Origin of the sequence: Azospirillum sp. (assembly GCF_035627195.1) — a bacterium.
Lineage (GTDB): Bacteria > Pseudomonadota > Alphaproteobacteria > Azospirillales > Azospirillaceae > Azospirillum.
The window spans coordinates 35,345-59,481 of the sequence record NZ_DASPMG010000179.1 but is presented as its reverse complement, the minus strand read 5'-3'; the positions used below and the strand labels follow the sequence as shown (position 1 = coordinate 59,481).

Annotated in this window: 30 protein-coding genes; 26 read left to right on the top strand and 4 right to left on the bottom strand. The window is 69.7% G+C overall.

Going from position 1 to position 24,137, the window contains the following annotated elements; translation table 11 throughout:
- The coding region (locus VED21_RS16855) for a VOC family protein (protein ID WP_324884041.1) at positions 1-166 on the top strand (166 nt) is incomplete at its 5' end.
- Between the two features lie 273 nt (positions 167-439).
- On the opposite strand, the gene VED21_RS16850 is transcribed toward VED21_RS16855, so the two are convergent.
- Positions 440-682 (bottom strand): helix-turn-helix transcriptional regulator, encoded by a 243-nt coding sequence (locus tag VED21_RS16850; RefSeq protein ID WP_233474966.1) that lies wholly within the window; start codon positions 680-682, stop codon positions 440-442.
- A 197-nt stretch (positions 683-879) separates the two neighbouring features.
- Between VED21_RS16850 and VED21_RS16845 the strand changes: the two genes are divergently transcribed.
- The 3 genes from VED21_RS16845 (at position 880) to VED21_RS16840 (ending at position 2,091) form a co-directional block, all read left to right on the top strand.
- Complete coding sequence (locus VED21_RS16845; RefSeq protein WP_137103913.1) at positions 880-1,155, top strand: DNA -binding domain-containing protein; 276 nt, start codon at positions 880-882, stop codon at positions 1,153-1,155.
- 176 nt (positions 1,156-1,331) lie between these two features.
- The gene (locus VED21_RS38985) at positions 1,332-1,538 is read left to right on the top strand and encodes a transcriptional regulator domain-containing protein (protein ID WP_414638224.1); all 207 of its coding nucleotides are present in this window, start codon (positions 1,332-1,334) and stop codon (positions 1,536-1,538) included.
- A gap of 25 nt (positions 1,539-1,563) precedes the next feature.
- Positions 1,564-2,091, top strand: a complete 528-nt coding sequence (locus VED21_RS16840; RefSeq protein ID WP_324884029.1) for a DUF2285 domain-containing protein — start codon at positions 1,564-1,566, stop codon at positions 2,089-2,091.
- A gap of 11 nt (positions 2,092-2,102) precedes the next feature.
- Here the strand turns inward: VED21_RS16840 and VED21_RS16835 are convergent, their stop codons facing one another.
- Complete coding sequence (locus VED21_RS16835) at positions 2,103-2,924, bottom strand: restriction endonuclease (protein WP_324884027.1); 822 nt, start codon at positions 2,922-2,924, stop codon at positions 2,103-2,105.
- A 464-nt stretch (positions 2,925-3,388) separates the two neighbouring features.
- On the opposite strand from VED21_RS16835, the gene VED21_RS16830 reads away from it, so the two are divergent.
- The 19 genes from VED21_RS16830 to VED21_RS16740 all read left to right on the top strand — a co-directional run bounded on the left by VED21_RS16830 (position 3,389) and on the right by VED21_RS16740 (position 18,742).
- Positions 3,389-3,640 carry a helix-turn-helix domain-containing protein gene (locus VED21_RS16830; RefSeq protein WP_324884025.1) on the top strand — a complete coding sequence of 84 codons (252 nt, stop codon included), beginning with the start codon at positions 3,389-3,391 and terminating at the stop codon, positions 3,638-3,640.
- Between the two features lie 8 nt (positions 3,641-3,648).
- Positions 3,649-4,500 carry a replication initiator protein A gene (locus tag VED21_RS16825; protein WP_324884023.1) on the top strand — a complete coding sequence of 284 codons (852 nt, stop codon included), beginning with the start codon at positions 3,649-3,651 and terminating at the stop codon, positions 4,498-4,500.
- A gap of 211 nt (positions 4,501-4,711) precedes the next feature.
- Positions 4,712-5,350, top strand: a complete 639-nt coding sequence (gene parA / locus VED21_RS16820; protein WP_324884022.1) for a ParA family partition ATPase — start codon at positions 4,712-4,714, stop codon at positions 5,348-5,350.
- On the top strand, positions 5,347-5,583 hold the full coding sequence (locus VED21_RS16815) for a chromosome partitioning protein ParB (RefSeq protein ID WP_324884020.1): 237 nt from the start codon (positions 5,347-5,349) through the stop codon (positions 5,581-5,583). The genes parA and VED21_RS16815 overlap by 4 nt, the downstream gene beginning before the upstream one ends.
- The gene (locus VED21_RS16810; protein ID WP_324884018.1) at positions 5,580-6,233 is read left to right on the top strand and encodes a division plane positioning ATPase MipZ; all 654 of its coding nucleotides are present in this window, start codon (positions 5,580-5,582) and stop codon (positions 6,231-6,233) included. The genes VED21_RS16815 and VED21_RS16810 overlap by 4 nt, the downstream gene beginning before the upstream one ends.
- 325 nt (positions 6,234-6,558) lie before the next feature.
- Positions 6,559-7,302 carry a hypothetical protein gene (locus VED21_RS16805; protein ID WP_324884016.1) on the top strand — a complete coding sequence of 248 codons (744 nt, stop codon included), beginning with the start codon at positions 6,559-6,561 and terminating at the stop codon, positions 7,300-7,302.
- The gene (locus VED21_RS16800; RefSeq protein WP_324884014.1) at positions 7,299-7,658 is read left to right on the top strand and encodes a hypothetical protein; all 360 of its coding nucleotides are present in this window, start codon (positions 7,299-7,301) and stop codon (positions 7,656-7,658) included. Before VED21_RS16805 ends, VED21_RS16800 begins: the two co-directional genes overlap by 4 nt.
- The gene (locus VED21_RS16795) at positions 7,655-9,133 is read left to right on the top strand and encodes a type IV secretory system conjugative DNA transfer family protein (RefSeq protein ID WP_324884012.1); all 1,479 of its coding nucleotides are present in this window, start codon (positions 7,655-7,657) and stop codon (positions 9,131-9,133) included. The genes VED21_RS16800 and VED21_RS16795 overlap by 4 nt, the downstream gene beginning before the upstream one ends.
- Positions 9,130-9,501 carry a hypothetical protein gene (locus VED21_RS16790; protein ID WP_324884010.1) on the top strand — a complete coding sequence of 124 codons (372 nt, stop codon included), beginning with the start codon at positions 9,130-9,132 and terminating at the stop codon, positions 9,499-9,501. The genes VED21_RS16795 and VED21_RS16790 overlap by 4 nt, the downstream gene beginning before the upstream one ends.
- A complete protein-coding gene (locus VED21_RS16785; RefSeq protein WP_324884008.1) occupies positions 9,498-10,535 on the top strand; it encodes a CpaF/VirB11 family protein in 1,038 nt (345 codons plus the stop codon). Before VED21_RS16790 ends, VED21_RS16785 begins: the two co-directional genes overlap by 4 nt.
- Positions 10,519-10,809, top strand: a complete 291-nt coding sequence (locus VED21_RS16780) for a hypothetical protein (protein ID WP_324884006.1) — start codon at positions 10,519-10,521, stop codon at positions 10,807-10,809. Before VED21_RS16785 ends, VED21_RS16780 begins: the two co-directional genes overlap by 17 nt.
- A gap of 3 nt (positions 10,810-10,812) precedes the next feature.
- Positions 10,813-11,145 (top strand): VirB3 family type IV secretion system protein, encoded by a 333-nt coding sequence (locus VED21_RS16775; RefSeq protein WP_324884004.1) that lies wholly within the window; start codon positions 10,813-10,815, stop codon positions 11,143-11,145.
- A gap of 3 nt (positions 11,146-11,148) precedes the next feature.
- On the top strand, positions 11,149-13,620 hold the full coding sequence (locus tag VED21_RS16770; RefSeq protein WP_324884002.1) for a conjugal transfer protein TrbE: 2,472 nt from the start codon (positions 11,149-11,151) through the stop codon (positions 13,618-13,620).
- Entirely contained in the window at positions 13,617-14,522 is a 906-nt protein-coding gene (locus VED21_RS16765) for a hypothetical protein (RefSeq protein WP_324884000.1), read from the top strand. Before VED21_RS16770 ends, VED21_RS16765 begins: the two co-directional genes overlap by 4 nt.
- A gap of 3 nt (positions 14,523-14,525) precedes the next feature.
- On the top strand, positions 14,526-14,702 hold the full coding sequence (locus VED21_RS16760; RefSeq protein ID WP_175429655.1) for a hypothetical protein: 177 nt from the start codon (positions 14,526-14,528) through the stop codon (positions 14,700-14,702).
- A gap of 5 nt (positions 14,703-14,707) precedes the next feature.
- Positions 14,708-16,021, top strand: coding sequence for a type IV secretion system protein (locus VED21_RS16755; RefSeq protein WP_324883995.1), 1,314 nt, complete (start codon positions 14,708-14,710; stop codon positions 16,019-16,021).
- On the top strand, positions 16,021-16,791 hold the full coding sequence (locus tag VED21_RS16750; protein WP_324884039.1) for a hypothetical protein: 771 nt from the start codon (positions 16,021-16,023) through the stop codon (positions 16,789-16,791). The genes VED21_RS16755 and VED21_RS16750 overlap by 1 nt, the downstream gene beginning before the upstream one ends.
- Positions 16,788-17,744 carry a TrbG/VirB9 family P-type conjugative transfer protein gene (locus VED21_RS16745; protein ID WP_324883993.1) on the top strand — a complete coding sequence of 319 codons (957 nt, stop codon included), beginning with the start codon at positions 16,788-16,790 and terminating at the stop codon, positions 17,742-17,744. Before VED21_RS16750 ends, VED21_RS16745 begins: the two co-directional genes overlap by 4 nt.
- Complete coding sequence (locus VED21_RS16740; protein WP_324883991.1) at positions 17,741-18,742, top strand: TrbI/VirB10 family protein; 1,002 nt, start codon at positions 17,741-17,743, stop codon at positions 18,740-18,742. The genes VED21_RS16745 and VED21_RS16740 overlap by 4 nt, the downstream gene beginning before the upstream one ends.
- Positions 18,743-19,097: 355 nt before the next feature.
- On the opposite strand, the gene VED21_RS16735 is transcribed toward VED21_RS16740, so the two are convergent.
- Together VED21_RS16735 and VED21_RS16730 are read right to left on the bottom strand one after the other, a co-directional pair.
- The gene (locus VED21_RS16735; RefSeq protein ID WP_324883988.1) at positions 19,098-22,349 is read right to left on the bottom strand and encodes a PAS domain S-box protein; all 3,252 of its coding nucleotides are present in this window, start codon (positions 22,347-22,349) and stop codon (positions 19,098-19,100) included.
- On the bottom strand, positions 22,339-22,539 hold the full coding sequence (locus VED21_RS16730; protein WP_324883986.1) for a ribbon-helix-helix domain-containing protein: 201 nt from the start codon (positions 22,537-22,539) through the stop codon (positions 22,339-22,341). The genes VED21_RS16735 and VED21_RS16730 overlap by 11 nt, the downstream gene beginning before the upstream one ends.
- On the opposite strand from VED21_RS16730, the gene VED21_RS16725 reads away from it, so the two are divergent.
- From VED21_RS16725 to VED21_RS16715, 3 genes are all read left to right on the top strand, one after another.
- Positions 22,508-22,726: a hypothetical protein gene (locus VED21_RS16725; protein WP_324884043.1), complete on the top strand. Its 219-nt coding sequence runs from the start codon at positions 22,508-22,510 to the stop codon at positions 22,724-22,726. The genes VED21_RS16730 and VED21_RS16725 overlap by 32 nt on opposite strands.
- Before the next feature lie 189 nt (positions 22,727-22,915).
- On the top strand, positions 22,916-23,425 hold the full coding sequence (locus VED21_RS16720; protein WP_324883984.1) for a hypothetical protein: 510 nt from the start codon (positions 22,916-22,918) through the stop codon (positions 23,423-23,425).
- A gap of 304 nt (positions 23,426-23,729) precedes the next feature.
- Positions 23,730-24,038, top strand: coding sequence for a hypothetical protein (locus tag VED21_RS16715; RefSeq protein ID WP_324883982.1), 309 nt, complete (start codon positions 23,730-23,732; stop codon positions 24,036-24,038).
- Positions 24,039-24,137 lie beyond the last annotated feature (99 nt).

The following is a 24,137-nucleotide window of genomic DNA, read 5'->3' as shown; positions in this document are numbered from 1 at the left end:
GTGCGGCTGGTGCAAGGACCGGTGGGGTGTTTCCTGGCAGATCACGCCGCGCGTGCTGACCGAGGCGCTGGCGATCAGCGGCGCTGAGGCGAAGCGCGCGTTCGAGGCGATGATGGGCATGACGAAGATCGACGTCGCCGCGATCGAGGCGGCCCGGCGCGGCTGACGCTCCCACGCACGACCGCACCGACACCCCCCTCACCACCCGCATCCTTGCCGACCGGGACCGGGGCCTGCGCCCCGTGGTGAAGGCTACGAAACGCTGACCACGCCGCCGGCCCCCGATCCGGGATCGGTCTTGTCCATCACGCAAGGCTAAAGAATAGACTGAAAGTTTAGCTAAACCCCGCCAGATGCGCCGTTGGCAACCACCCATTATAAGGCATCTAAAGACACGGCGGCGCTGTGATATCCGATGCGCAGCGCCGCCGTTCCGGACCTACGGATTTCCGGCAAGCCGCGCGAGGTAGGGGTGGTTGGGGGGAAGTTCCAGAAGATCGCGGGGAAGCACCGAGAGGGCCATCGCCAGACGGCCGACGGTGACGACCGTCGCCTTGTGCTCGGCCCGCTCGATACCGCCCAGATAGCTGCGATCCATGCCGGCGCGATGCGCCAGCTCCTCCTGCGTGATGCCCTTGGCGAGGCGCAGGCGGCGGATGTTCAGGGCCAGGATGTCGGGCATGTCCTCCATCGGCAGGATGGAGCAGGATTGCGGGACGGGTCTCCACGGGATACATCTCCCATTCGGAGCGCGCCGGACAAACCGACGATGTTTCGGTGCCGCTCCGCGACACCGCTCCGGATCGTCCCTACATACGATTATATGAAAACACCCATCGCTTCGGTGCGGGGTCACACACAGAGGGGAGAGATCAGCCGATGACGACGCCGCAGCTCGAACCGCCGGTTGCCGACGCGCCGCCCTGTTCGGACACCCTGACCGATTACGATCGCCTGCACCTTGTCACCTACCTGCGCCTGCTCGACGCCGAGGCGGATGGGGCCGACCCGGACGAAGTCGCCCGCATCGTGCTGCGCATCGACCCCGCTCGCGAGCCCGAGCGCGCCCGGCACGCCCACGCCACCCATCTGGCGCGGGCGCAGTGGATGACGCGCGTCGGCTACCGCGACTTGCTCCGCCAGGGCATGCACTGAATTCCGCATCGCCGCATTTCCGGAAATCCGCCGTTCCGGGGGGCCGGATCGGCGGATTCCGCCGAAGTACGCCGTTCCCGCCGGGCTCTACGCCGTCAGCGCTGTCGCAATTTCAGGGTAGCGGCTCACTTTTTCGATTCGGGCGCAACCTGACGCTGCGCGCGAGCGAAGACATCATGACCGCTATGAATGACTGGCGAACATCGGCCGCCTACCAGTATGCCTTGACCGTCCCTGCTTCCTGTTGGGCGTGGGAGTTCCTGCGCCGCAACGGGGATTATCAAGCGGATGCGGCTGGACAGCGCGGCGAGTCGGCATCCTCCGACGGCACCGGCCATTGGGGGTTGCACTGTCCTGGAGGACCCGGGCAAAAGCGGGGCTGAGACGCTGGTGTTCTGGAGGCCGGAGGTGCTGCCGGCCCTGGTCCGGCTGTCGCCGGCCCCAAGGCCCTACGCCGGGCCAAGCACGTGCCTCGATCCCTGGTGGGGTGCATCGCGCCACGCCATTTTTGACACCGGAGATGGCTTCCACGTTGTGTTGGCCGACGGGCCGCGCGAGCGGCGCTTCTGGATCGAGGGCAAGCGTCTTCCCAGACGCGGCACGCCGCTGCGGGCGCTGGTCGCGCTGGACGATGACCTGGAAACCCAGGTCGCGGCGCTCCGCCGGTTCCACGACGCGGTGACCAACCCGGTCGCTCCCCCCGACCTGACGCCGTACCAGACCCGCATGCTGATGCGCACCCTCCAGGCGCTCGATGCCCACCTCGATGGGGCCAGCGCGCGGGAGACGGCCGAGGCGCTGTTCGGTGCCGAGCGCGTCAAGGCCGACTGGTACCGGGACACGCCCTTGCGCGACCAAGTGCGCTACCTGATCCGTCGTGGGCGCCAACTAATGGACGGCGGGTATCGTGATCTGCTGCGGCGGATGACGCTGTAGAGCAGAAGGTGCTATTCCGATGCGTCAGGTTTTCTTTGGCCAGAACGAAATATCCAACGACCGCGAAACTCTTGTCCGAGTGGTGTAGTCAAATACGCATAGTGCTCAGCCACCATGGCGCGGGCTTCATTTTCTGTGCTGCCGCGTCCAGTCTGCAATCGTACTTTACGGGATTTGTCGGTTGTTGGATTTGGAAAGCACAAATACCATCCATTTTCCATGTGTATCTGCATGTCAAATTCATCGAGCCTAGGAAATTCGTCGCTGAAAGGGCAAGGTCTAATCATTGCACCATCGCGCTGATAACCGCACTCAAATATTTCTATCATGCCGCTATGCTTATCGTTGTAAGGAATTTCTGTTCTCTCAGACAACGAAGCTCCACAATGCGGACAAAGATAGTCGTCCAATTGTTCCTGCGTGTCGGCAAGCTGCCGGCGCAGGGATTCGATTTCCACCATCTTGTCGTCAATATAGCTGCTTAAATCTTCCAGATTGGTTAGGGTTATATTGGTTTTGTTGGCGGCTCGCACCGCTCCGGACTGAAATCCACATTTCGATACCATCAGGCCGCGGTCTGCGCCGCAATCAGCAACGATGGTCTGCAAGGTCAGAACCTTTTCTTTGGGAACAGGGGTGTTCCAAAATTTGCATTCGACAATCCAGAGGCATTCAATGCCGTGTTTTTTGAAATATACGGCGACATCCACGTTGTGGATTCCACGGGCTCCTTCTACGGGATGTTCGATCCTGACATCACACCCGGCGGCATTGAATACCGCTGCCACGGCATGCTGAAACTCGCGCCATTCTGGTGTCGGTTGTCCGTTCATCTCATTCGTCTCGGGAGGCTGCTCAACTCACGACGTTGTGTCGTTGACGACGAGCCGGTCGTGTACAGCGCCGACCGCTTCAGAACTCCAGGACCACTATACGCAATATGCCGCGGGTGGACAGGCCACAAGCTGAGCGCTTTCCGCTGCTGCAGGAGCGGCAATGACGACTCGTGGCGCACGGTGACGATCTCGCCATCCAATAAAAAGCCGATCGGAAATCCGGATTGCCGCTGATCCGGCGGCATCACGCTGTTCTCGAAGCACGATTGTTGCCCGTTGCGCCTTGCGCCGACTCTTAAGGGGCTCTGACATCAAACGTTTTCAAGGTGTTAAGCGTGCCCTGCCGGGGGACTCGTCCCCATAAAGTCTTTCCCCTCCCTGACTATGCTTCCCCTCCGCCACCGTGCTCCACGACGCGCTCCTCTGTCCCAGGGGCGCCCGCAGTACACGGAGACGGACGAATGGACGACAAGACCGGCGGCCTTCCCCCACGCTTTCTGCGCACACCCGAGGCGGCCCGCTTCCTCGGCCTGTCCACCCGGACGATGGAGAAGCACCGCCTCTACGGCACCGGCCCGCGCTACCGCAAGATCGGCGGCCGGGTGGTCTACGCGGTCGAGGATCTGAGGAGCTGGGCCGACCAGGGCCTGCGCACCTCCACCTCCGATCCGGGAGCCGGCACCGTGCGGCCGGCCCGCCCGGCGAGCCGCTGAGCCGCGCCATGGACGGGGTCTTCCGCACCGGCGACCGCTCGATGCAGCTCGACCTGTTCGTGGCGCTGCCCGGCGACATGGCGGTGCGCGACCAGCAGGACCTGATGGCGCATCCGTTCTTCTCGCTCGCCAAATCCAAGCGCACCGAGCCCATCGACTACGCCGCGGGCGACACGCGCATCCGCGTCGAGGGCACCGCCGAGCACGGCATCGCCACCATCTGGGACGCTGACGTGCTGATCTGGGCCGCCAGCCAGCTCGTCGAGGCGCGCGACGCCGGCCTGCGCACCGCACGTCTGCTTGCCGCCTCGCCGCACCAGATCCTCACCTTCACCGGGCGCGGCACCTCGTTGCGCGACTACCAGCGCCTGCGCGCTGCGCTCGACCGGCTCCAGGCGACCACGGTGGTCACCAACCTGCGCCAGCCCGACCTGCGGCGCCGGCACCGCTTCTCCTGGATCAACGAGTGGAAGGAGCGCACCGACGCTGCGGGCCGCCCGCTGGGGCTGGAGCTGATCCTGCCGGACTGGTTCTACCAGGGCGTCCTCGCCGACGCCTTCGTGCTGACCATCGGGCGGGAATACTTCGGCCTCACTGGGGGCATCGAGCGCTGGCTGTACCGGCTGGCCCGCAAGCACGCCGGCCGCCAGTCCGAGGGCTGGGCCTTCGACTTCCGCCACCTGCACGCCAAGTCGGGCAGCCTCGCCCGCTTCGCCAACTTCGCCATCGACCTGCGCACCGTCGCCCGGCGCCAGCGGCTGCCGGGCTACCGGCTGGCCGTCGAGCGCCAGCCGGACGGCAGCGAACGGCTGCGCTTCGCGCCGCAGACTTATCCACAGACACGGGGGATAAACCGGTGACACCGCTCGTGCTATCGGGTGTGCAAACGCTCGTGCCATCGGGTGCACGGCACTCGTGCTATCGGGTGCACGGACACCATCCAAACCCTTGGACTACAGGGCCGATTCGCGCCCTTAACGTATCTAACGGAGACTCTAACGAGTCTTTGTTGATGGGGCAGCGGAATCATGGGGACGGGCGGTATGCCGTCCGATTCCGGGGAGCGGCGTCATGATCGTGGCGCTGCTCAACCAGAAGGGCGGCGTCGGCAAGACGACGCTCGCCACCCACCTCGCCGCCGAACTGGCGCGTCCGGGTCACCGGGTCCTGCTGATCGACGCCGACCCCCAGGGCTCCGCCCTCGACTGGTCCGTGCAGCGCGACCGCGGTGGCCTGCCCCGGCTGTTCGCGATGACCGGACTGGCCCGCGAGACGCTGCACCGCGAGGTGCCGGAGCTGGCCCGCGGCTATGAGCACGTCGTCATCGACGGGCCGCCGCGCGTCACCGGCCTCGTCCGCTCGGCGCTACTGGCCGCCGACCTCGTGCTGATCCCGGTGCAGCCGAGCCCCTACGACGCCTGGGCGTCGGCGGAGCTGCTGCGCCTGCTCGACGACGCCCGCGGCTGGAAGCCCGGCCTGGAGGCGCGCTTCGTCCTCAACCGCTGCATCGCCCGCACGCTGCTGCTGCGCGACGCCCGCCGGGAACTTGCCGACACGCTGCCGCCGGCCCTGGTGGCGACGGTGGGGCAGCGCGTCGTCTTCGCCCACTGCGCCCGCGCCGGCCGGCTGGCGGCCGAGGAGGCCCCCGGATCGCTGGCCGCCCGTGAGATGGCGGCGCTCGCCGCTGAAGTGCTGAGGACGGTGCGGTGAGCGGCGGGCGGATCGGCTTCGGGGCGCGTCCCGGCACCCCCGACACCTGGGTGCGTCACGGCGACGGGCCGTCCACCCCCAAGGCGGACCTCTACACCGCCCGGCTCACGGTGGACGTCACGCCCGAACTGCGCGGGCGGATCAGAATGGCCGCCTTTCGCCGGGGTGTGACCATGGCCGTGCTGCTGCGCGAACTGCTGGAGGGCGCCTTTCCCGAGGAGGGCACATCATGATCGTGGCGCTTGTGAATCAGGCCCGTGGCGCCGGACGGACGACGCTGGCGGTGCATCTCGCCGGCGAGCTGGCTCTGCAAGGCAAGCGGGTGGCGTTGCTCGACACCGACTTGCGCTCTGGCGCCCTGGAGTGGGCCGAATGCCGGCGGCGCAACGACCTGCCGGCGCTGTTCGAGACCATCGGCATCGCCAGCCCGGACCTGCGCTGCGGCGTCTGGGGCCTGCACGCCCGCTTCGACCACGTGGTCATCGACACCCCGGCGGCGTCCACTCCGGCCCTGCGTGCGGCGCTGCTGGCGGCGGACACCGTGCTGGTGCCGACCCATCCCGAACGGGACGCCGTGGGGCGCTGCGCCGCCACCCTGCAGTTGGTGGTCGAGGCGCTGGCGGTCGAGCCGGCCATGACGGCGTCGGTGGTCCTGACGCATGCCCCCGCGGGCCTGGAGATCGAGCCGGGCACCGAGATGACCGTCTGCGGCCTGCGCCTGCCCGTGGCCGCCGCGGTGGTGGGCGAGCGGATGAGCTTCGCCATGAGCCGGGGCACCGGGCTGCTGGTCCAGGAGATCGACTTCGTCGGGCCGGCCGAGGTCGATGTCCGGCGGCTGGTCGATGAGGTGTTCGGTCGCGGCCGGACAGGGAAAACGGGCTGAGCGGGGCGGGGCCAGGGTGGTTTCGGGACCGGGCGTGGTGTGGCGTAGGAATGGCGGCAAAGACAGGCGGCCGGCGGTCACCGGAAATAATAGGCAACGGCTGCTTGGGAAGTAAGAAAGCCAGTTCAGCAAGATAAAAGAGCGTCTACGGCGTCGTTTCGTCCCGTTCCAGATCAACAGCTTATCTGTATTCCAGAGATGCTTGGGGATACAGGCGCATTCAACACGCCAATCCTCTTAACTCATCCGAGACGTTGAGAAAGAGCGGCGCGCGGCTCAACGATGATCATGCCGGATTTGTGTCCGGTGATCTGTGGGGTGGAGCATGGGAAAGCGGTTCGGCCTGTTCGGCGGCATCCTCGACGACGACGGCTTCAAGGCGCGGATGAAGGCGCTGGCCGACCGCGGTCGCCGCCTCGCCCGCGCCTACACCCGCCGGCCGATGCAGAAGGTCCGCGTCAAGGGCGCGCCGCCGCAGGCCGGCCCCTACGCCCGCCCGGTGATGGTCAAGGTGCTCTACCACGACCGCGCCCGCGGCGCCTACCCGAACACCGTCTCGGCGCTGGCCAACTACCTCGCCAAGGAGGGGCCGCTGTTCGACCGCGAACGGTTGGGCATCGACACCGCCGGGATCGTGGACGCCTGGTCGGCCGACCGCCGGGTGTTCCACCTCATCGTCAGCCCGAACGACGGGCACCGCATCGACGACATGGTGTCCTACGGCCGCGACGTCGTTACCGCCTGGGAACGCCGGGTCGGCCCCCTGGAGTGGGTGGCCTCGGTCGAGCGCAAACCCGACATGGCCCATCCCGACGGCAACCAGCACCTGCACATCATGGTGCGCGGCGTTCAGAACGACCGCGACCTCCACCTCGACCCGGACGTCGTCTCGCGCTGGCTGCGCCATGACGCCGTCGAGGTGACCACCGACCGTCTCGGCTACATGACCGAGCGTGAGCGCCGCGATTTCGAGCGCCAGCTCGTCGAGATGCAGCGGCTGCGCGAGCAGCAGCGTGGCCGCGAGGTTGGGCGCGACGATCTCCACGATCTGGGAGGGCGCGAGCTGTGACCGCTCCCATCCTCCGCGCCGCAACCCTGCTGCTGGTCTGGCTCGCCGCGGTGTTCGCCATCACCGAGCTGACCGGCTGGCTGTTCGCCTGGCCGGCCGTCTTCGGTGGGCTGCGCGTCGGTCCCGCCGCCCTGTACTGGCCCGGTCAGTTCCTCGGCTGGCGCGGGCTGCTGGCCTCCGGCCACCGCTGGATCGTCGATGGCGCCGCGGTGGTGTCGGGGCTCTGCGCGCTGGCGCTGGCCGTCCGGGTCGTCCTCGACCTGCGAGGGACCCGCCGGCCGGGCTTCGGTGCCGGCCGCTGGGCGGACCGCGCCGCCGTGCGCCGCAGCGGCCTGCTGGGAGGGGGACGGCGATGACCAACCGCTCCTCCGTCATCCTGGGCGCCTACGGCCGGGACCTGCTGCACGAGCGCACCATGCAGCCGGTCCTCGTCATCGGCCCGACCGGTTCGGGCAAGACCACCACCGCCGTGCACCCGACGCTGCTGGCATCCTGGGACGAAAGCGCGGTGGTCTGGGACTTCAAGGGTTCGGTCACCGAGGACACCAGCCGCGCCCGCACCCGCTTCGGCGACGTCATCGTGCTCGACCTCGCCCGCCGGGGCGGCCCCCGCTACAACCCGCTGATGGCGGTGCGGCCGGAACCGTACCTCGTCCCCGACTGCCAGCACGCCGCCCGCGTCCTCACCGAGGGCGAACAGGAGGGGCACTGGCGCAACGCCGCCTTCTCCTACCTCACCGGCGTCTTCGTCTTCCTGCTGACCGCCGCGGCCGATTCCGAAAAGTCGCTGGCCGGTGCCCGTCGGCACATCCTGCTCGGCGACGAGGGGCTCAAACTGATGCTGGCCGAGGGCGTCCACCCGACCGCCCAGCGCGCCGCCCAGGAGCTGTGGGACAAGAGCCTGGCGCTCGCCGAGGAGCGCGGCGCCGGCGAGGGCGAGGGGAAGGGGCGGCCGGGCGGCGGTTCCGCCCCGCCCGACAAGAGCCTGCACTACCGCAAGTCGGTCTACGTCACCGCCTCGGTGCTGCTGGCCGAGTTCGAGGATTCCGTCCTGGAGGCGCAGACCGCCGTCAGCGACTTCTCCATCGCCGACCTCGTGGCCGGCGAGCGGCCGGTCACCCTCTACATCGTTGCCCGCCCGCTCGACGCCCGCCGCCTGCGCCGGGTGTTCAAGCTGATCCTGACGCAGATGGTGGACTTCCTCACCATCGACCGCGCTCTGGCCGACGACGGCCGGGCGCGGCGCTGGCGGCTGCTGGTGGTGCTCGACGAGTTCCTCCAGTTCCACCTGCGCGAGGCGGCGGAGTGGATCAAGTACGTCCGCGAGTACGGCATCCGCCTGCTCCTCCTGGCCCAGAGCCTGTGGGAGGTCGAGGAGGAGTATGGCCGCGGCCTCACCGCCAACTGCCGGCTGGTGGTCTTCCGCCCCAACTCGTCGGACGAGGCCGAGCGCATCAGCCGCATGGTCGGCGAGGCCATCGAGGAGGTGCCGACCCGCTCGACCTCCAAGGGCCTGCTCGACCTCTTCCCCACCGTCAGCCGCGGCGTGCGGGTGGACCGCCGGCCGGTGCTGCCGATGCACGAGGCGCTGGAGATGGGCGGGGACGACCTGATCGTCTTCGGCTACGGCAAGCCCATCCGCGGCACCCGCCTGCACCCTTACGCCGATCCGCGCTGGCGCCCGCTCTACGGCCGCGCCACAGCGGCCTGGACTCCCAACCCCGACGCCAACCGCTGGTTCGGCGCCACCGGCCCGGCTGCCGAGGCCGGCGTGCCCGACACGCCCACGCTCCCCCGGCGTCCCGGCAAACCCCCGAAGGTCTGGACATGACGGACACCCCCGACACCACCGCCACCCGCCCGGTGTCCGCCCGCGTGCCGGTGCCGCTGGCCGACCAGATCGCCCTGGTCCAGGCCCGTCAGGGATTGCGCACGCTGAGCGATGCGGTGATCCACGTGCTCGACAAGGGGCTCGACGCCATCGCCAACGAGCGGGCGAAGACCGAGCGGCTGGAAGCCACCGTCGCCCGCATCGACGATCTGCTGATCACCGTGGTCGCCGTGCTCAACCTCGTGCACGACCTCGACCCGGCGGCGGTGACCGAGACCAAGGCGGCCGTTCAGCAGCAGCTCGGCCACCCCCGGCGCACGGTGCCCAGCGTGCGTGACGGCTTCCACCCGAAGGAAACCGGCGCATGACCGAACCGGTGACGATCGACGAGCCGGCACGCCGGGAGATGCTGCTGCTGGCCCTGCGCCGGCTGATGGAGGGGCTGTTCGGCGACCTGTTGTCCCGCGACGACGTCGCCAACGTCCTGGTGCTGCCGCCCTTGCGCGGCTCCGGCCGCTGCCGCGTCGTCGTGAAGAACGGCCCGTCGCCGGAGTTCGTCCGCGAGGCCGATCCCGATCAGGTGCGCCGCTTCCTCGCCTACGTCGCCGGCTTCCAGCGCAAGGAGCTGCGCCGCGACCGCCCGACGCTCGACGTCACCCTGCCGGAGACCGGCGAACGCATCCACGCCGACGTCGAGCCCGTCACCACCGGCCCGGCCTGCTCGATCCGCAAGCCCTACCGCGGCCGCATCACGCTGGACGACTGGGTGCTGTCCGGCGCCGCGACACCGCTCCAGGCGCGGCTTATCCGCCGGCTGATCGACGGGCGCCGCACCGTGGTGATCGCCGGCGACGTGGACACCGGCAAGACCACGCTGCTGCGTGCCTGCCTGGAGGAACCCGCCTTCCGCACCGGGCTGCCGGCGGTGTTGCAGGACCCCTACGAGTTCGAGCCGCCGTGCCCGCACGCCTACGCCATGGTCGCCGACCCGTGGGCCGAGCCGCCGGTCACCCTGGAGACGCTGGTCGCCAACGCGTTGCGCGTGCCGATGACGCACTTGGTGCTCGGCGAGGTGCGCCGGGCCGAGGCGCGGCAGATGGTGGTCGGCTGGACCACCGGGCATCCGGGGCTGTGCACCGTGCACGCCGGCTCGGCCTGGGACGCCCTCGACCGCATCGCCCAGATGGTCGGCCTCGGCGGCGTCGCCATGGACGCGCTTCAGATGCGCTGGATCGCCAAGGCGGTGCACGCGGTGGTGCACCTCGCCCGCGACCGCGCGGGCAAGCGCTTCGTCAACGAGATCGTCCGGGTCGAACGCTTCGATCCGGAGCACGGGTTCGTCCTCCGCCCGCTGGGGGCGGGGGAGCTTGACGGTGGAGGTGAGGATGCGGAGCTTGCGTGACGCGCGCCGGGGACTGGCCCTGGCGCTGGTGCTGGCGTGGACGGCGATGCCGGCGCACGCCCAGGTGATCGCCAACCTCGGCGCCGAGCTGCTGTCCTGGCAGGCGGTGTTCGACACCAACTTCGTGCCGATCGCCGTCACCGCCGGTCTGCTGCTGGCGCTGGTTGCGGCGATGTTCTCCCGCATCGCCGGCGTGGTGGTGTTCGTCTTCACCGTGGCCGGCGCCGCCGCCTATGGGGCGCGCGACGCCATCATCGCGCTGGCCGGGGGCTGAGCGATGGAGACCCCGCTGCCGCCGCCGTCCGTTCCCGACGGCTGGGAGAAGCCGGTCCGCCGCACCTCGGTGCGGCCGACCAAGATGCCGCTCGGCGTGCCGATGGAGCTGCTGGCCATCGCCGTCTGGCTGGCCGCGGAGCTGTGGCTGGCTTTGGGCGCCATCCCGCAGGCGGTGGCGGGGTTCCTGCTCGTCTTCCTGACGGCGCGCTATCTGACGCGCCGCGATCCCTGGTGGCTGGAGATCGTCCGCCAGAACACCTCGGCCTGGCTGCTGCGGGCGCTGCGCACCGGCGGCCGGTCGCTGTCCCTTTCCTCCTACCGCGCCCCGAGGTGAGGCATGCTCGACCTGACCGCCTTCGACGACGGCTTCGATTCCCTGTCCCGGCATCTGCCGTGGGACTGCTTCGTCTGGCCCGGCGTGGTGCTGCTGGAGGAGGACGGCGCGCTGATGGCCGTCGTCGAGTACGGCGGGCGCGACCAGGACGGCCAGGACCCCGCCGAGCGGATGCAGACGGCGCTGGCCGCCGGCAACGTGCTGTTCCCCTTCACCGGCGGCTGGACCTTCCATTTCGAGATGCAGCGGCGGTCCGCTGGTGGTTACCCGCGCTCCACCGGCGCGCACCCCGTCTCCGAGCTGATCGACCGGGAGCGTCACGCCCGGCTCGACCAAGCCGGCCGGCAACTGCGCACGCGCACCTTCGTGGCGATCACCTACACGCCGTCCCGGCCCACCACCCGCACCGTGGCGTCCTGGTTCACCCGCAACCCGCCCGAACGCGCCCGGCCGGACGTCATGCGCGACCACGTCGAGCCGTTCCGTCAGCTCGTGCTCCAGTTCGCCGGGCTGCTCGGCCGCGCGGTCGGCTGGGCCAGGATGCTGGACGACGATGGCGTGCAGACCCTGCTGCACAACTGCGTCTCGCCCTTGCACCAGCGCCACGTCACCGCCCCCGACATCCCCGGTTTTTCGATCAAGGCCAATCTGGTGGACGTCGGCTTCAAGCCCGGTTCCTTCCCGGCCTGGAGCAACGGCGGGGCCGAATGGCCGGTCCGCATGATCGGCATTGGTGGCTACCCCAAGGTCAGCCACCCCGGCCTGCTCAACGTGCTGGACAAGCTGCCCTTCGAGTTCCGCTGGTCGGTGCGCTTCGAGGCGATGGACCACGTGCAGGCGCGCGGCGTCTTCGCCGCGCTGTGGCGCAAGCACGACGACACCTCCTACGACTGGCGCTCCGTCCTGCTGCGCGCCGTCGGTGGCTACGCCGCCCTGCGTCACGACCCGGTCGGCGTCATGGAGGCGCTGGAGGCCGAGGCCGCGCGCCTGGAAGCGGAGCAGGCCGGCACCAGCTCGGGCTGGATGACGCCGACCGCCGTGCTGTGGGGCCGATCGGTCGAGGAGGTGGAGGAGCGCCGCGACGAACTGGTCAAGGCGCTGCGCACGCTGGGCTTCACCGTCATCGAGGAAACCTGGGGCGCCGAGCGGGCGTGGTACGGCACGCTGCCCGGCCACGTGCGGCCGAACCCGCGCAAGGTGCCGCTGACCCAGGTCCAGCTCGCCGATTTCCTCGTCCTCTCCTCCGCCTGGGGCGGGCCGGAGCGCAACCCGCACCTCAAATGCGATCCCCTCATGCAGTTGGAGGCCGAGGGCGGCACGCCGCTGATGCTCGACATCCACCAGGGCCAGGACGGGGCGGCGCTGGTGATCGGGCCGCCGCGCACCGGCAAGTCCACCGTGCTGGCCTTCATGGGGCACCAGTTCCTCGCCCGCGTTCCACAGGGACGTGTCGTCTGGATCGACGTGGACGCCACCGAGAGCACGTCGCTGGTGGCGACTTGGGCGGCCGGCGGCGAGTTCCTGTCCATGGGCTCGGGCGACGGCGCGCTCGGCGACCTCGCCTTGCAGCCGCTGGCCGACGTCGACACCCCCAACGGCTTCGCCTGGGGCCACGGCTTCGTCATGGACCTGCTGCGCCTCCAGGGCGTGCTGGCACCGGGCAACCTCTCGGCGGCCGAGGCCGGCGACGTGGTGGACGCCGCCCTGCACCTGCTGGCCGTCTCGCCGCCGGCCGAGCGCACGCTGTCGCACCTCGCTCATCTGGTGCAGGACAACATCGTTCGCATCGCGCTGGAGCCCTACTGCCGCGGCGGTCCCTACGGCGATCTCGTCGACGCGGCCGAGGACCGCTTCCTCGGCTCCGCCTGGACCACGGTGGACATCGGCGCGCTGATCGACCGTGGTCCCGGTGCGGCGCCGGTGATCAAGGCGCTGTTCCGCCGCTTCTACCGGCTGTTCGAGGACGGCCGACCGACGCTGTTCCTGGTCGATGAGGCGTTCAAGGCCTTGAAGCATCAGCCGGCCGAGCTGGACGAGCTGCGGCGGCGCGGGCCGAAGAAGAACGTCGCCCTGGTGCTGGCCACCCACCAGCTCGACGACATCGAGGGCTCGGCCATCGCGGCGATGTTGAAGACCATCCAGGTCCTGCTGCTGCTCGCCGATCCCAACGCCGCCAAGCGCTCCATCCTGCGCGACTGGGGGCTGAACGCCACCCAGGCCGCTCAGGTCGCCCGCGCCATGCCGCGCCGCGACGTCTTCTTCAAGACGCCCGAGGGCAGCCGGCTCGGCCAGCTCACCCTCGATCCGGCGGCGCTCGCCGTCTGCGGCTGCGGCGGGGCGGCCCACAAGCGCCGGGCCTTCGAGCTGAGGACCGACGTCGGGCCGCAGCGCTTCGCCGCAGAATGGCTGCGCCGCAGCGGCTTGATCGAGGTCGCCGACACCCTGGAGACGCTTCATGAAGGAGAAACCCCATGAGGACCAGCACCCTGCGCGCCCCCACCGCGGCGCTCGCTCTCACGGTCGGCCTGACCGCCGTTCCGCCCCCCGCCCATGCCTTCCTGGGCGGGCTGCTCAACAGCTTCTTCGGCGGTGGTGGTGGAGGCGGCTGCTTCTCCGAGGAGGGCGACGGGCTGTTTGGCACCGCGCTTTCGGTCGCCGCCGGTTACGTCACCGCCGGAGCCGCCGGAGCCGCCATGGGGGCCGGCTCCAGCCTGACGGGGAGCGGCGGCTCCCAGGCGCCCGGCTGCCCCATCATGGAGAGCGAGCCCCTGATCGTCGAAGGCATGGTCCAGCGCCAGGAGGTCGAGATCATCGCCCAGACCGCGCACATGCTGACCCAGATCGACAACATGATCCGCATGCGCCGGCTGTCGGATCTCGACACCCGCGTCGACGTGGCCGTCCGGCTCGGCGACGCCCGCCGCACTGCCGGCCTGGTGGACCGGGTGCTGTGGAGCCTGGACGGCGTCGGGCAGCAGTTCGCCGACCTCTACCCCGAAGCCCTGCCCGAGGGTATGACCGCCGAGGCCCTGGCGGAGCACCAGGCCGAGCAGGCGCGCCTCGCCCGGGACGCCAGCCGGGCCAGCAAGCTGGTCTCGGCCGACGTCATGACCGGCATCGAGGACTACCCGGCCCGCGCCCGGGCGCTCATGGCGGCGCTGAAGGCGTGCGACGGCCAGACCTGCGCCATCGACGCCGGCACCCAGGCGACGCTGCTCACCGCCGAGGTCGCCGGCCAGCTCCTGATGATGCAGGCGGCGCACCACCGGGCGGCGGAAGCTCAGCTCGACTACGAGCAGGCCGCCGTCGAGCGCGCCCGCCAGCACACGCGCATCAACTGGCAGGGCCTCGACACCTACGGCGCACCGGGGAGCTGAACCATGACGGCACGTTCGATCCTGCTCGCCTTCGGCGTGATGCTGGTCGTCAGCATCATCGGTGCCGTGGCCCTGGTGCTCTACGTCCGCTCCGACAACGGGGCGTCCGCCCTGGAGCGGTTGGAGCGCAGCAACCCGGCTTGGAAGGGCATCGGCACATACACCGCACCGGAAAGGTGACCGCCATGGACGTCAGTGCCCTCTCGGTCGTCCTGCACCAGCTCACCGCCGCCGTCGTCACCGGCCTCGGGCTGCTCGGGCCGGACGTGCAAACGGCGCTGCGCCTGCTGATGACGTTCTCCTACACGCTGGCCCTGCTGCTCTGGCTGTTCGAGGGCAAGGCGGCGGTGCACGGCCCCTTCCTGCGCATGCTGCTGAAGTTCGCCGCCATCGGCGCCCTGGTCGAGTGGTTTCCTGCCGGTTCCGCCGCGCTGATGCAGGCCGCCGCCCAGCAGGGATTGAACCTCGTGCCCGGCGGCGGATTCGCCCTCGACGACCCCGGCTACATCGCCCACCTCGGCATCCAGGCGGTGATCCCGCTGATGCAGCGCGTCAAGGAGATGCTGGGGCCGGTCGATTTCTTCCTGAACTTCGTCGAGATCGTCATCTTCCTGCTGGCCGCCCTGGTGGTGATCGTCAGCTTCTGCATCCTGGCGATCCAGGTGTTCCTCGCCTTCCTGGAATACCGGCTGCTGTCGCTGGCCGCCTACCTCGCCATCCCCTTCGCCGTGCTGGGACCGACCAGCTTCGTCGCCGAGCGCGCCATCGGCTACATCGCCGCCACCGCGCTGAAGCTGCTGGTGCTCGGCTGCATCATCGCCATGTGCAGCGCCACGCTGCTGGCGCTGACCTTTTCCGGCACGCCGACGCTGGCCCAGGCGTTCGGAGTGGCGGTGCTGGCCGCCGCCATCTTCGTGCTGGCCATCAAGGCGCCACGCGCCGCCGCCGGCTTGGTCAACGGCGGCCCGGTGATGGACGGCATGACGGCGCTGGCCGCCCTGTGGACCGCCGGCTGGCTCGGCATGCGCACCATGGCCGGAGCGGCGGCGGCCACCACCGGGGCACCCGGCAGCCTCGCCATGGGCGCCTCGGCGGTGTGGGGCGGCCTGCGCCATGCCATGGGCGGCGCGACATCGTCCATCGGCAGCACCGGCGGCGGTGCCGATGGCGGAACCGGCGGTGGGTCCGCTGGCGCCTCGGCCGGACGGCGCTACCCGGCCGGCCGCTTCGGTGGCTCCCAGGCTTCGGCCCCGCGCGGCAGCGGCTGGGACAAGCCGATGACCGACGCCCAGCGCGGCGAACTCGACCGCCTCGCCGCCGGCCGCACCGTCGATCCCAATCTCACCCGTGGGCAGGCCAGCCGGCTCATCGAACGCTGGGGCGGCGAAGAGTCGTGGCTGCGCCGCACCGCCTCCAACGCCACCGAACGACCGCAGGATCCGCCGGGCCAGACGCCCGGAACGGATCGCCGCGCCGACGACAAGGAGACTGACCCGTGATGAAGGAGCGCGTCGTCAACGTCTACGACCCACCGCCGGCGGCCGTGCCCGACAGTGCGAACTACCTCGCCGCCATGACCTACCGCGCCAGCCGCGAGGCCAAGGCGCTGCGGCTCAAGCGCTGGACCTTCGCCCTGGCCGTGCTCGGCCTGTCCTGGGGCTCGCTGATGACCTGGGACAACCTGCGCATCGCCGGCAAGCTGGTGGAGATCGCCCGGTACAAGCCGGTCTACCGCGTCGAGCAGGAGATGGACGGCCACCAGCGCCTCGTGCTGCTCGACAACACCATCACCGTGACCAAGGGTGCGCGGATCAACGCCGTCCAGTGGTTCGTCCGCTGGCAGCGGCAGATCGGCACCGACCCGGTGATGCTGGCCAGGGACCGCGCCGCCGCCCGCGCCCGGCTGACCGGCGGCGCCGAGCGCAAGTGGGACGCCCTGCTGGCCGCTGACCTCGCCCCGGCCGAGGGCTGGACCCGCGACGTCGCCGACGTCCGCGTCCAGGAGCGCGAGGCCGACCCGAAGACCGGCGCCACCGCCTTCTACGTGGTGTGGACGGAGACGGTGTACCGGGACTTCAAGCCGCGCGCGAAGACGCTGATGAGCGCCGCCGTGGTCACCGTGGACGGCCCCTCGCGCGACGGCGCGCTCGACGGCGTGTCGATCTCCGGCTTCTCCGAGCCCAGCGGCACGCCGCTGAAGGCCGAGACCAAGGAGCCGGCCAAAGCCCACCCCATTCCTCATCCCGAGACGATGGAGCCCCAGCCATGAGACTCCCGGTTCCCCTGCTGGCGCTGCCGCTGCTCGCCGCCTGCGCCACCGAGCCGCCCTTGGCGCCGGCCGCCGGTCCCGCCAGCCCACAGCGCCCCTACACCCTGGCCGACCTGCACATCCCGCCGACGGCGATGGAGCGGGAGCCGAAGGAGAAGGCAGCGCCGCGTCCATCGCGGGCGCAGACGCGCAGTTGGGTCGGGCAGGCCAACGAGGCCGCCCTCGATCTGCCGACGCTCACCTGCTTCAAGGGCAAGAGCTGCGAATACTGGTACCAGCCCGACATGCAGTACCTCGTCTACATGGCCGAGGGGAACCAGACGCTGGTCTGCCTGAAGCCGGGCGAGGTGGTGCGCGACATCGTCGCCCCCGGCGCCCAGGTGTGGATTCCCCACACCCCCTACAGCTTCGGCAAGGGCGCCCGGCGCACCGAGTGCATCGCCTTCATGCCCCGCCGCGCCGGCCTCAACCAGCAGATCTCCCTCTTCACCAGCGAGCGCAAGTACGACCTCAACGTCGAAACCCACACGCGCACCCACCACGTCGAGGTGCGCTGGCGCTACCCCGAGGACTATCTCGCCACGCTCAACGGTCAGGCCGCAGTCATTCCGGCCGCCGGAGGCGACCGGCGCGACCGCACCACCGAGCTGGCCTACCGCGACCGGCGCTGCACCTACACGCTGGACGGCGACACCCCCGAATGGCGGCCGGTGCCCACGGCCGACGGCCAGCCGCCGGTGTGCGACGACGGCGAGGTGACGGTGATCAACTTCACCCCCGGCGCGCTTGGCGCCTACGGCGCGCCGATCCTCTGGCGCATCGGCGCCGACGGCACCCGCATCCCCGTCCAGTACGGCCGGATGAACGCCACCTACCGCGTCGCCGGCATCCACGACCACCTGCTGCTGGCGATCGGCGCGCAGGAGGTGCACATCCGGAGGACCCGCCCGTGACATCGGTCAACGACACCCCGCCGCTGCCGCCCGATCCGCTGGCCCGCCACCGGGTGGTGACCTCCGGTCCGCACGTCGTCCGCATCCTGCTGGTGGCGGGCGTGGTGATCGGGCTGGGGTTGGCGGCCTACATGCTGGGCCGCAGCCAGGGGGGCGGGGGCTTGCCGAAGCTGTCGGTCGCCCTTGGCCCGACCCAGCCGGAGCCGCGGCTGCCCAGCTACGAGGACATGGCGCCCAAGCCGGCGCCGGCCCCGCCGCCGGTGCCCCGCATCGAGAAAGACCCGCCGCCTCCGCCGGTGCGACCGCAGGCCAAGGCGGCTCCGAAGGAGGACGAACTGCGTAAGAAGGCGATGGAAGCCGGCGTCGGTGGTTGGAGCCGCAAGGAGGACGCGGGTGCTGCGACTGCCATTCAGACCGGGACGTCGGGCTTCGCCGCCGCCGGGTCCGAGTGCTTCGTGCCGCCCGGCACGCCGATCCCCCTGCTGACGGCGAACCGGGTGGTGACCGAGCGTGGTGGCATCGTCACGGCGCGCGTCACGCAGGACGTCTGGGACGCCGGCTTCGCCTGCCTGGCGGTGCCCGCCGGCTCGGTGGTGACGCTGGACGTCGGCAGCGGCGTCAGCAAGGGGCAGAAACGCATCGAGGTGGCCAATCCGGTGATCACCCGGCCCTGGCCGCGCAACGACACGGTGCGCGTCGCCGCGGTCGGGACGGACGCCACCGGTGCGGCGGGGCTGGCCGGGTCGGTGCAGGTGCCGTGGCTCCAGACCGGGCTGCTGATCGCCGCCAGCACGGCGGTGGACATCGCGGCGGCGGCGCTGACCGGCGGCGGCAGCCTGATCGGCGGCATCCTCGGGCACAGCATCGACCGTCCGCTCGACAAGGCGGCCAAGGACCTGCTCGACCGGGCACCCGTCATCACCCTGGACGCCGGAGAGCCGGTGCTGCTGCTGTTGCGCGGCGGCCTCAAGGCTGACGATTTCCGCGATGAACGCTGACTCTGATGAGGCACCGTTTTGGCAGTCAGAGGGTGTGACGGGCTTCCCCACGCCAAGCGGTTCGGTTCCGAACCGGAGGCTGAGGACGAGCCCCACCACGGAATGCCGCTGCCGCCGAACAGGCGAGTGCCGCTGCCGTCCTCCTTCGGGAGGGCGGCTTCGCGCTCAGCATGCCGTGCCGGCCACTCGCGGCGGCTGGCGAGTCATCCGTCCATCAAGCGGGTGGTGCGCCCGTCGTCTCCTCCGATTGCCGGGAGCCATGGAGTTCGCAGAGAACAGGCGTGCCAGCGGTTGTGGAGCAGCCCGCGATCGTTCCGATTCCCGGCAGGGGTGTGTCCGCCGGCGCGTGGGCGTCCTATTCACCGGGAGGAACCCCGGCCGCCATCAGGAGACGGTCGAGGGCTTCCCCGAGTTGCCGCGGAGTGACCGGCTTATGGACGATATGAAGGCCATGCGCGGCGGCGTCGCGCTGGACCTCGTTTCCCGTCTCCCCGGTCAGGATGATGCCCGGAACGTCAGCACCGCAGGCCTCACGCACCCGCAGGATGGCTTCGGATCCGTTGCGCCCCTCGCGCAGCCGGTAGTCGGCGATGGCGACGTCCGGACACCGGCCGCAGGACGTCATCAAGACCAGCGCCCGGTCGGTGGTGTCGGCGGCCAGCACGTCGTAGCCCCACGCCTCGAACGTCGCTTTCAGCCCCAGCAGCACGATGGCGTCGTCGTCCACCAGCACCGCAAGACGGCCGTTGCCCGCGGCCTGGGGTGCCGACGTGGCGCCCGGCCGTGCTTCCGCCCGGCCGAGCGGCACCTCGATGGAGAACACCGAGCCCCGGCCCGGCGTCGAGTGCACCTCGACCGGATGCTTCAGCAGCAAGGACAGACGCTGAACGATGGCAAGCCCCAGGCCCAGGCCGCGGTTGCGGTCGCGTTCCGGATTGCCGACCTGATGGAACTCCTCCCAGATCCGTTCCAGGTGCTCGGGCGGGATGCCGATGCCGGTGTCGCTCACCTCGACGCGCAGGCGGTCGCCCGCCGGACGGCATTCGATGGCGATGCGCCCGCTCTCGGTGTAGCGCAGCGCGTTCTCGACCAGATTGCGCACCATCCGGCCGAGCAGCGTCCGGTCGCTGTGCACGACGATGGAACAGGCCGAGACCTCGAAGGTGATCCCCTTGGCCGCGGCGATCGGCGTGTAGGCGGCACCGGTCTGCTCGACGAGATCCTGGATGGCGAAGTCGTCCAGGACCGGCTCGACGATGCCGGCGTCCAGGCGCGAGATGTCGAGCAGACTCTCCAACAGGTCCCGCATCGCGTCCAGGCCACGGCCGAGATGCTTCAGGGCCTCCCGCCCCTTGGGGGCGACGTGCGGCTTGAGGACGTCGAGGAACAGCAGGAGCGACTGCATCGGCTGGCGCAGGTCGTGCGACGCCGCGGCCAGGAATTTCGACTTGGACAGACTGGCCTGTTCGGCCTTTTCCTTGGCCAGCTGCAGATCCCTCTCGGCCTGCTTGCGGGCGGTGATGTCGTCGAGGAGGATCCCGACGCGGTGCCGTGCGGGACCGACCGGGAACGCGTAGACGGCGTACCAGCGGCCCAGCGCGGCCGTCCGATGCTCGAAGCGCTCCGAGCGCCCGGTCAACGCGATCCGGCCGTAGATTTCGAACCAGTGCTCCTCATGCTCCGGCTGCATCGCGCGCATGCGCTTGCCAGCGGCATCCCGCAGGTCCGTCTGCGCCTCGAAAGCCGGATTCACCTCGGCGAAGACATAGTCGACCGGCCGGTTCCGTTCGTCGAACACGACGTCCACCGTGCAGAACCCCTGATCGATCGAGGTGAACAGAAGCCGGTAGCGCTCCTCGCTCTCGCGCAGCCGCGCCTCGGCGCGGGCGCGTTCGACCGCCGCCCACAGCCGCTCGCAGGTCTCCTCGACGATCTCCACCTCGGCCGGCGTCCAGGCCCGCGGCTCGGGATGGTGGACGAACAGCACGGCGACCATGCGCCCATCCTTCACCAGCGGCACGTCGAGGATGCTGCGTGTTGCGATGCCGTCGTAGGCGGCGACCACCTCGGGCGCGCGCGTCCGCGCGTCCGCGCGCACGTCGGGGATGACGATCGTCTCGCCGCGCTTCATCTCGGCGATGAAGGCCGGCCCGAAGTCGTCCATGCGCCAGGTGCCGGCGACCGACGGGACGCGCCCGTCGTTCCAGTCGTGGTGCACGGTCACGTGCGCCTGCGCCGCGTCGACCTCGCCGTAGCCGGCCTGGGCCGCCTGGAGGAACGCGCCCAGCGTGGTGGTGGCGGCGGCGATCATCGCGTGCGGGTCGGCCAGATCGCGCAGCTGTTCGGTGAGCGTGAGGCGGTAGGTCTGGCGATGCTCCTCCCGCTTGCGCCCGGTGATGTCGAGAATGAACTCCACGGCTTCGCCGTCGGCGAGCAGGCGTGGGGCGAACAGGCCCCACCAGCGCGAGCCGTCCTTGCGGAAGTATTCCTTCTCATAGGGCGTCGCGCGGCCGGTGGTGGTCAACTCGGTGAACGCGCGCCAGCTCGCCGCCATGTGCTCGGGTGGGGTCAACTCCTGCCATTGGAGTTGGCCGGCCGCCACGTCCTCGTGCGTGAACCCGGAAAAGCTCAGGAAGGCGGCGTTGGCCTCCCTGATGGTCCCGGCCGGATCGAAGAAGATCACGCCGACCGTCTCGGTCGCCAGGGCGCGGCGCAGGCGTTCCTCGCTGTGGTGCAACGCTTCTTCGGCGCGCTTGCGCGCCGTCACGTCGCTGGCAACGCCGAACCACTCGGTGATGTCGCCCCCGGCGTCGAGAACCGGCACGGCGCGCGAGTGCGTCCATCCCAGGGTTCCGTCCGCGAGCCGGACCCGGTGCTCCAGCGCGAAGACGCTTTTGCTCCGGACGGCGTCCTGGATCGTCGCCAGGACGCGGGGCCGGTCGTCCGGGTGGATGTAGTCCTCCAGCCAGCCGCGGTTCGCCGTCTCGGTGGCGGAGAGGAAGCCCCCGCCGCTCAGCTGGCGCATCTCCGACCAATCGGGGCTCATGCGGTACATGACCTCCGAACTGGCTTCCGCCAAAGCCCGGAACCGCTCCTCGCTGGTGCGCCGGGCGACGACCGTCGGGGTCGTCTCCGTGCAGAGGACCAGGACGCCGCCCACGCCGTTCGGCGCCCCGGCGTCGGTGATCGGGCTGTAGCCGTAGGTCCAGTAGACGTCGTCGCGCCGGCCATGGCGGGTGATGGGGACCAGCTGATCCTCGTGCCAGGTCGGTTCGCCCCCCGCCATGACCTGCCCGATCTGCGGCCCGATGACGTCCCAGGCCTCCGGCCACGCCTCGGGGCCGCGGGCGCCCAGGATGGAGGGGTGCTTCTCCGGCCCGAGCGAGGCGGCGTAGGCGTCGTTGTAGAGGCAGACGTGCTCGGGACCCCAGAAGATGAACACCGGATGGCGGGTGGTGAGCATGATGCCGACCGCGGTGTTCAGGCTCTGCGGCCAGTTCCCGGTCGGGCCGAGGGGGGTGCGCGACCAGTCGTGCGCCCGCATCAGCGCCCCCATGGTGCCGCCTCCCATGGGCCAGACGCGCGGGTGCCCGGTGTCAGCGTCCATGACCACCCTCCGGGGTGGGGGCGGTTTTCGGACGGGGTTGCACGGGCGTTCGTTCCTGAAGCAGGCGCAGTGCGTCGCGGATCGCCTCGCTGACGGTCTGGTAGCGGCCGGAGGCCGCCTGTGCCTGGACGGAGCGGTCGAGGTCCGGCGTGAGGGGGATGCTCTGGCTGACGCGCCTGGATATGGGCATTCTGGCAGGACGATGGTTGGTGCTGGTTCGTACGACAAAGAGGAACACGCGGACAGATTTCAAGTTGCTTGTCCGATATAGTTGGGTACGCGCGATCCGGATCGTCGTGTTCGGCTGGCGTCCTGACGCTGCCCGGAACGGGTTCTCCGAAAAAAATCCGTTCCGCGATCTGCGCCTGCGCTCTTGAGGCAAGTTGCCGACGTCTTATGTTGAAGGGGTATGGCTTCTCCGAAGCGGCTTGAGACGTTGCAGGCAAAGGTTCGTGCGGTGCTGGAGCGCAGACATCGGCTCTTGGAGGCCGCCTATGCGCGTTTGCGCTCCGCCGAAGACGTCTTGGCCACATCCCGACGCCTGACACACCGCAAGGAGAAGCCCGATGGTCGCGACACAGCTCCCCATGGAAAGGGCTGAAGAGCAGCGCGTGGATGCGGAGGACTGGCGACGGCGCGGTGAGGCGCGGCGGAGCAATTCCGAAGAGGCCCGCGCCGCAGCCGAACGCCAGCGCGCCGAAGCCGAACAGGAACGGGCGGCGGCCTTCGAGCGCCAGGAGGAGGCTGAAGGCGTTCGCCTCATGGCCGAGGAGGGGCGGATCACCGGCGAGGCACAACGGCGGGAAGCCGAGGATTGGCGCATCAAGGACGAGGATCAGCGTCGATCCGCCGAGGAGGCGAGGCGCGCGGCGGAGGACGCACGTCAAGCCGAAGAACGGGCACGGGCGCTCCGTGAGGAGGCCGGTCGCTGCGCCGAAGAAGCCCGCGTGCATGCTGAGCAGGCTCGTGCGGACGCGGAACGCACCCGTGCCGCCGCCGACGAGCAGCGCCAACTCCTGGAGGAGATGCGGGAAACGGTCCGGCGCTATGAGACCCTGTTGGATCAGCGCCAATGATCCTTGGATCAGGGCAGGTCGGCCCACCCGTTCATCCGATGCCATATTGCGTTCGCTCTTCCGGGTTGGGCGGCATTGTCCCGGTTTACTCAGGGCATGGACGACCACGCCCTCATTGCATGGTCTCGGCACCTCCGCGAGCGCGTGCGGGAGGCTCTGGCGCACCACGCCGCGCTGCTGGAGCAGCTCCGGCATGCGGTGGCGGCCAGCGAACCGGAAAATGGGGCAGGTCCACGGGTGAGCGAGGAGCAGCGTAAGGACTTCCAAGATTGTTCCGATGATTCGGTCCAAGCGGGAGGGGGCAATGGACGACATCGATCCGGAAGATTTACGGCGCCATCAGACGATCGAAAACCTGATACGCCGCCATAGAGAACTCATCGTGCGTGCCCGGGCCATCGTCGAAGAGTCCCGGCGCCTTCGTGCCGCTTGGCGGCAGGAACGGGAACAGGCCCGCGCCCGGCTCGAGGCGGTTCAAGGCCAGAACGTCATCTGCATTGAGCAGGCCAAGACGGCCTTGGCGAAGTCCGCCGACGCCGTTTGCAGCAGCATGGCTTCGGTCGGCTCGATCCACGGACGACGTGGGGCTTCTTCGTGTTCCGGCAGGCGCTGAGCCTGGCGCGACCGCGCAGACGTGGTACGGGACCGCTCTCAACGCCAAGCAGAACTGAACACATAATTCTTCCAGTCCAACGGCGGCGTCTGTCCGGAC

What these genes read in the sequence shown, in the direction of transcription:
- VED21_RS16850 (WP_233474966.1), bottom strand. Translation starts at nt 682, where the DNA reads ATGCCCGACATCCTGGCCCTGAACATCCGCCGCCTGCGCCTCGCCAAG.
- VED21_RS16845 (WP_137103913.1), top strand. Translation starts at nt 880, where the DNA reads ATGACGACGCCGCAGCTCGAACCGCCGGTTGCCGACGCGCCGCCCTGT.
- VED21_RS38985 (WP_414638224.1), top strand. Translation starts at nt 1,332, where the DNA reads ATGACCGCTATGAATGACTGGCGAACATCGGCCGCCTACCAGTATGCC.
- VED21_RS16835 (WP_324884027.1), bottom strand. Translation starts at nt 2,924, where the DNA reads ATGAACGGACAACCGACACCAGAATGGCGCGAGTTTCAGCATGCCGTG.
- VED21_RS16830 (WP_324884025.1), top strand. Translation starts at nt 3,389, where the DNA reads ATGGACGACAAGACCGGCGGCCTTCCCCCACGCTTTCTGCGCACACCC.
- VED21_RS16825 (WP_324884023.1), top strand. Translation starts at nt 3,649, where the DNA reads ATGGACGGGGTCTTCCGCACCGGCGACCGCTCGATGCAGCTCGACCTG.
- parA (WP_324884022.1), top strand. Translation starts at nt 4,712, where the DNA reads ATGATCGTGGCGCTGCTCAACCAGAAGGGCGGCGTCGGCAAGACGACG.
- VED21_RS16810 (WP_324884018.1), top strand. Translation starts at nt 5,580, where the DNA reads ATGATCGTGGCGCTTGTGAATCAGGCCCGTGGCGCCGGACGGACGACG.
- VED21_RS16805 (WP_324884016.1), top strand. Translation starts at nt 6,559, where the DNA reads ATGGGAAAGCGGTTCGGCCTGTTCGGCGGCATCCTCGACGACGACGGC.
- VED21_RS16795 (WP_324884012.1), top strand. Translation starts at nt 7,655, where the DNA reads ATGACCAACCGCTCCTCCGTCATCCTGGGCGCCTACGGCCGGGACCTG.
- VED21_RS16790 (WP_324884010.1), top strand. Translation starts at nt 9,130, where the DNA reads ATGACGGACACCCCCGACACCACCGCCACCCGCCCGGTGTCCGCCCGC.
- VED21_RS16785 (WP_324884008.1), top strand. Translation starts at nt 9,498, where the DNA reads ATGACCGAACCGGTGACGATCGACGAGCCGGCACGCCGGGAGATGCTG.
- VED21_RS16780 (WP_324884006.1), top strand. Translation starts at nt 10,519, where the DNA reads ATGCGGAGCTTGCGTGACGCGCGCCGGGGACTGGCCCTGGCGCTGGTG.
- VED21_RS16775 (WP_324884004.1), top strand. Translation starts at nt 10,813, where the DNA reads ATGGAGACCCCGCTGCCGCCGCCGTCCGTTCCCGACGGCTGGGAGAAG.
- VED21_RS16770 (WP_324884002.1), top strand. Translation starts at nt 11,149, where the DNA reads ATGCTCGACCTGACCGCCTTCGACGACGGCTTCGATTCCCTGTCCCGG.
- VED21_RS16765 (WP_324884000.1), top strand. Translation starts at nt 13,617, where the DNA reads ATGAGGACCAGCACCCTGCGCGCCCCCACCGCGGCGCTCGCTCTCACG.
- VED21_RS16760 (WP_175429655.1), top strand. Translation starts at nt 14,526, where the DNA reads ATGACGGCACGTTCGATCCTGCTCGCCTTCGGCGTGATGCTGGTCGTC.
- VED21_RS16755 (WP_324883995.1), top strand. Translation starts at nt 14,708, where the DNA reads ATGGACGTCAGTGCCCTCTCGGTCGTCCTGCACCAGCTCACCGCCGCC.
- VED21_RS16750 (WP_324884039.1), top strand. Translation starts at nt 16,021, where the DNA reads ATGAAGGAGCGCGTCGTCAACGTCTACGACCCACCGCCGGCGGCCGTG.
- VED21_RS16745 (WP_324883993.1), top strand. Translation starts at nt 16,788, where the DNA reads ATGAGACTCCCGGTTCCCCTGCTGGCGCTGCCGCTGCTCGCCGCCTGC.
- VED21_RS16735 (WP_324883988.1), bottom strand. Translation starts at nt 22,349, where the DNA reads ATGGACGCTGACACCGGGCACCCGCGCGTCTGGCCCATGGGAGGCGGC.
- VED21_RS16725 (WP_324884043.1), top strand. Translation starts at nt 22,508, where the DNA reads ATGCTCTGGCTGACGCGCCTGGATATGGGCATTCTGGCAGGACGATGG.
- VED21_RS16730 (WP_324883986.1), bottom strand. Translation starts at nt 22,539, where the DNA reads ATGCCCATATCCAGGCGCGTCAGCCAGAGCATCCCCCTCACGCCGGAC.
- VED21_RS16720 (WP_324883984.1), top strand. Translation starts at nt 22,916, where the DNA reads ATGGTCGCGACACAGCTCCCCATGGAAAGGGCTGAAGAGCAGCGCGTG.
- VED21_RS16715 (WP_324883982.1), top strand. Translation starts at nt 23,730, where the DNA reads ATGGACGACATCGATCCGGAAGATTTACGGCGCCATCAGACGATCGAA.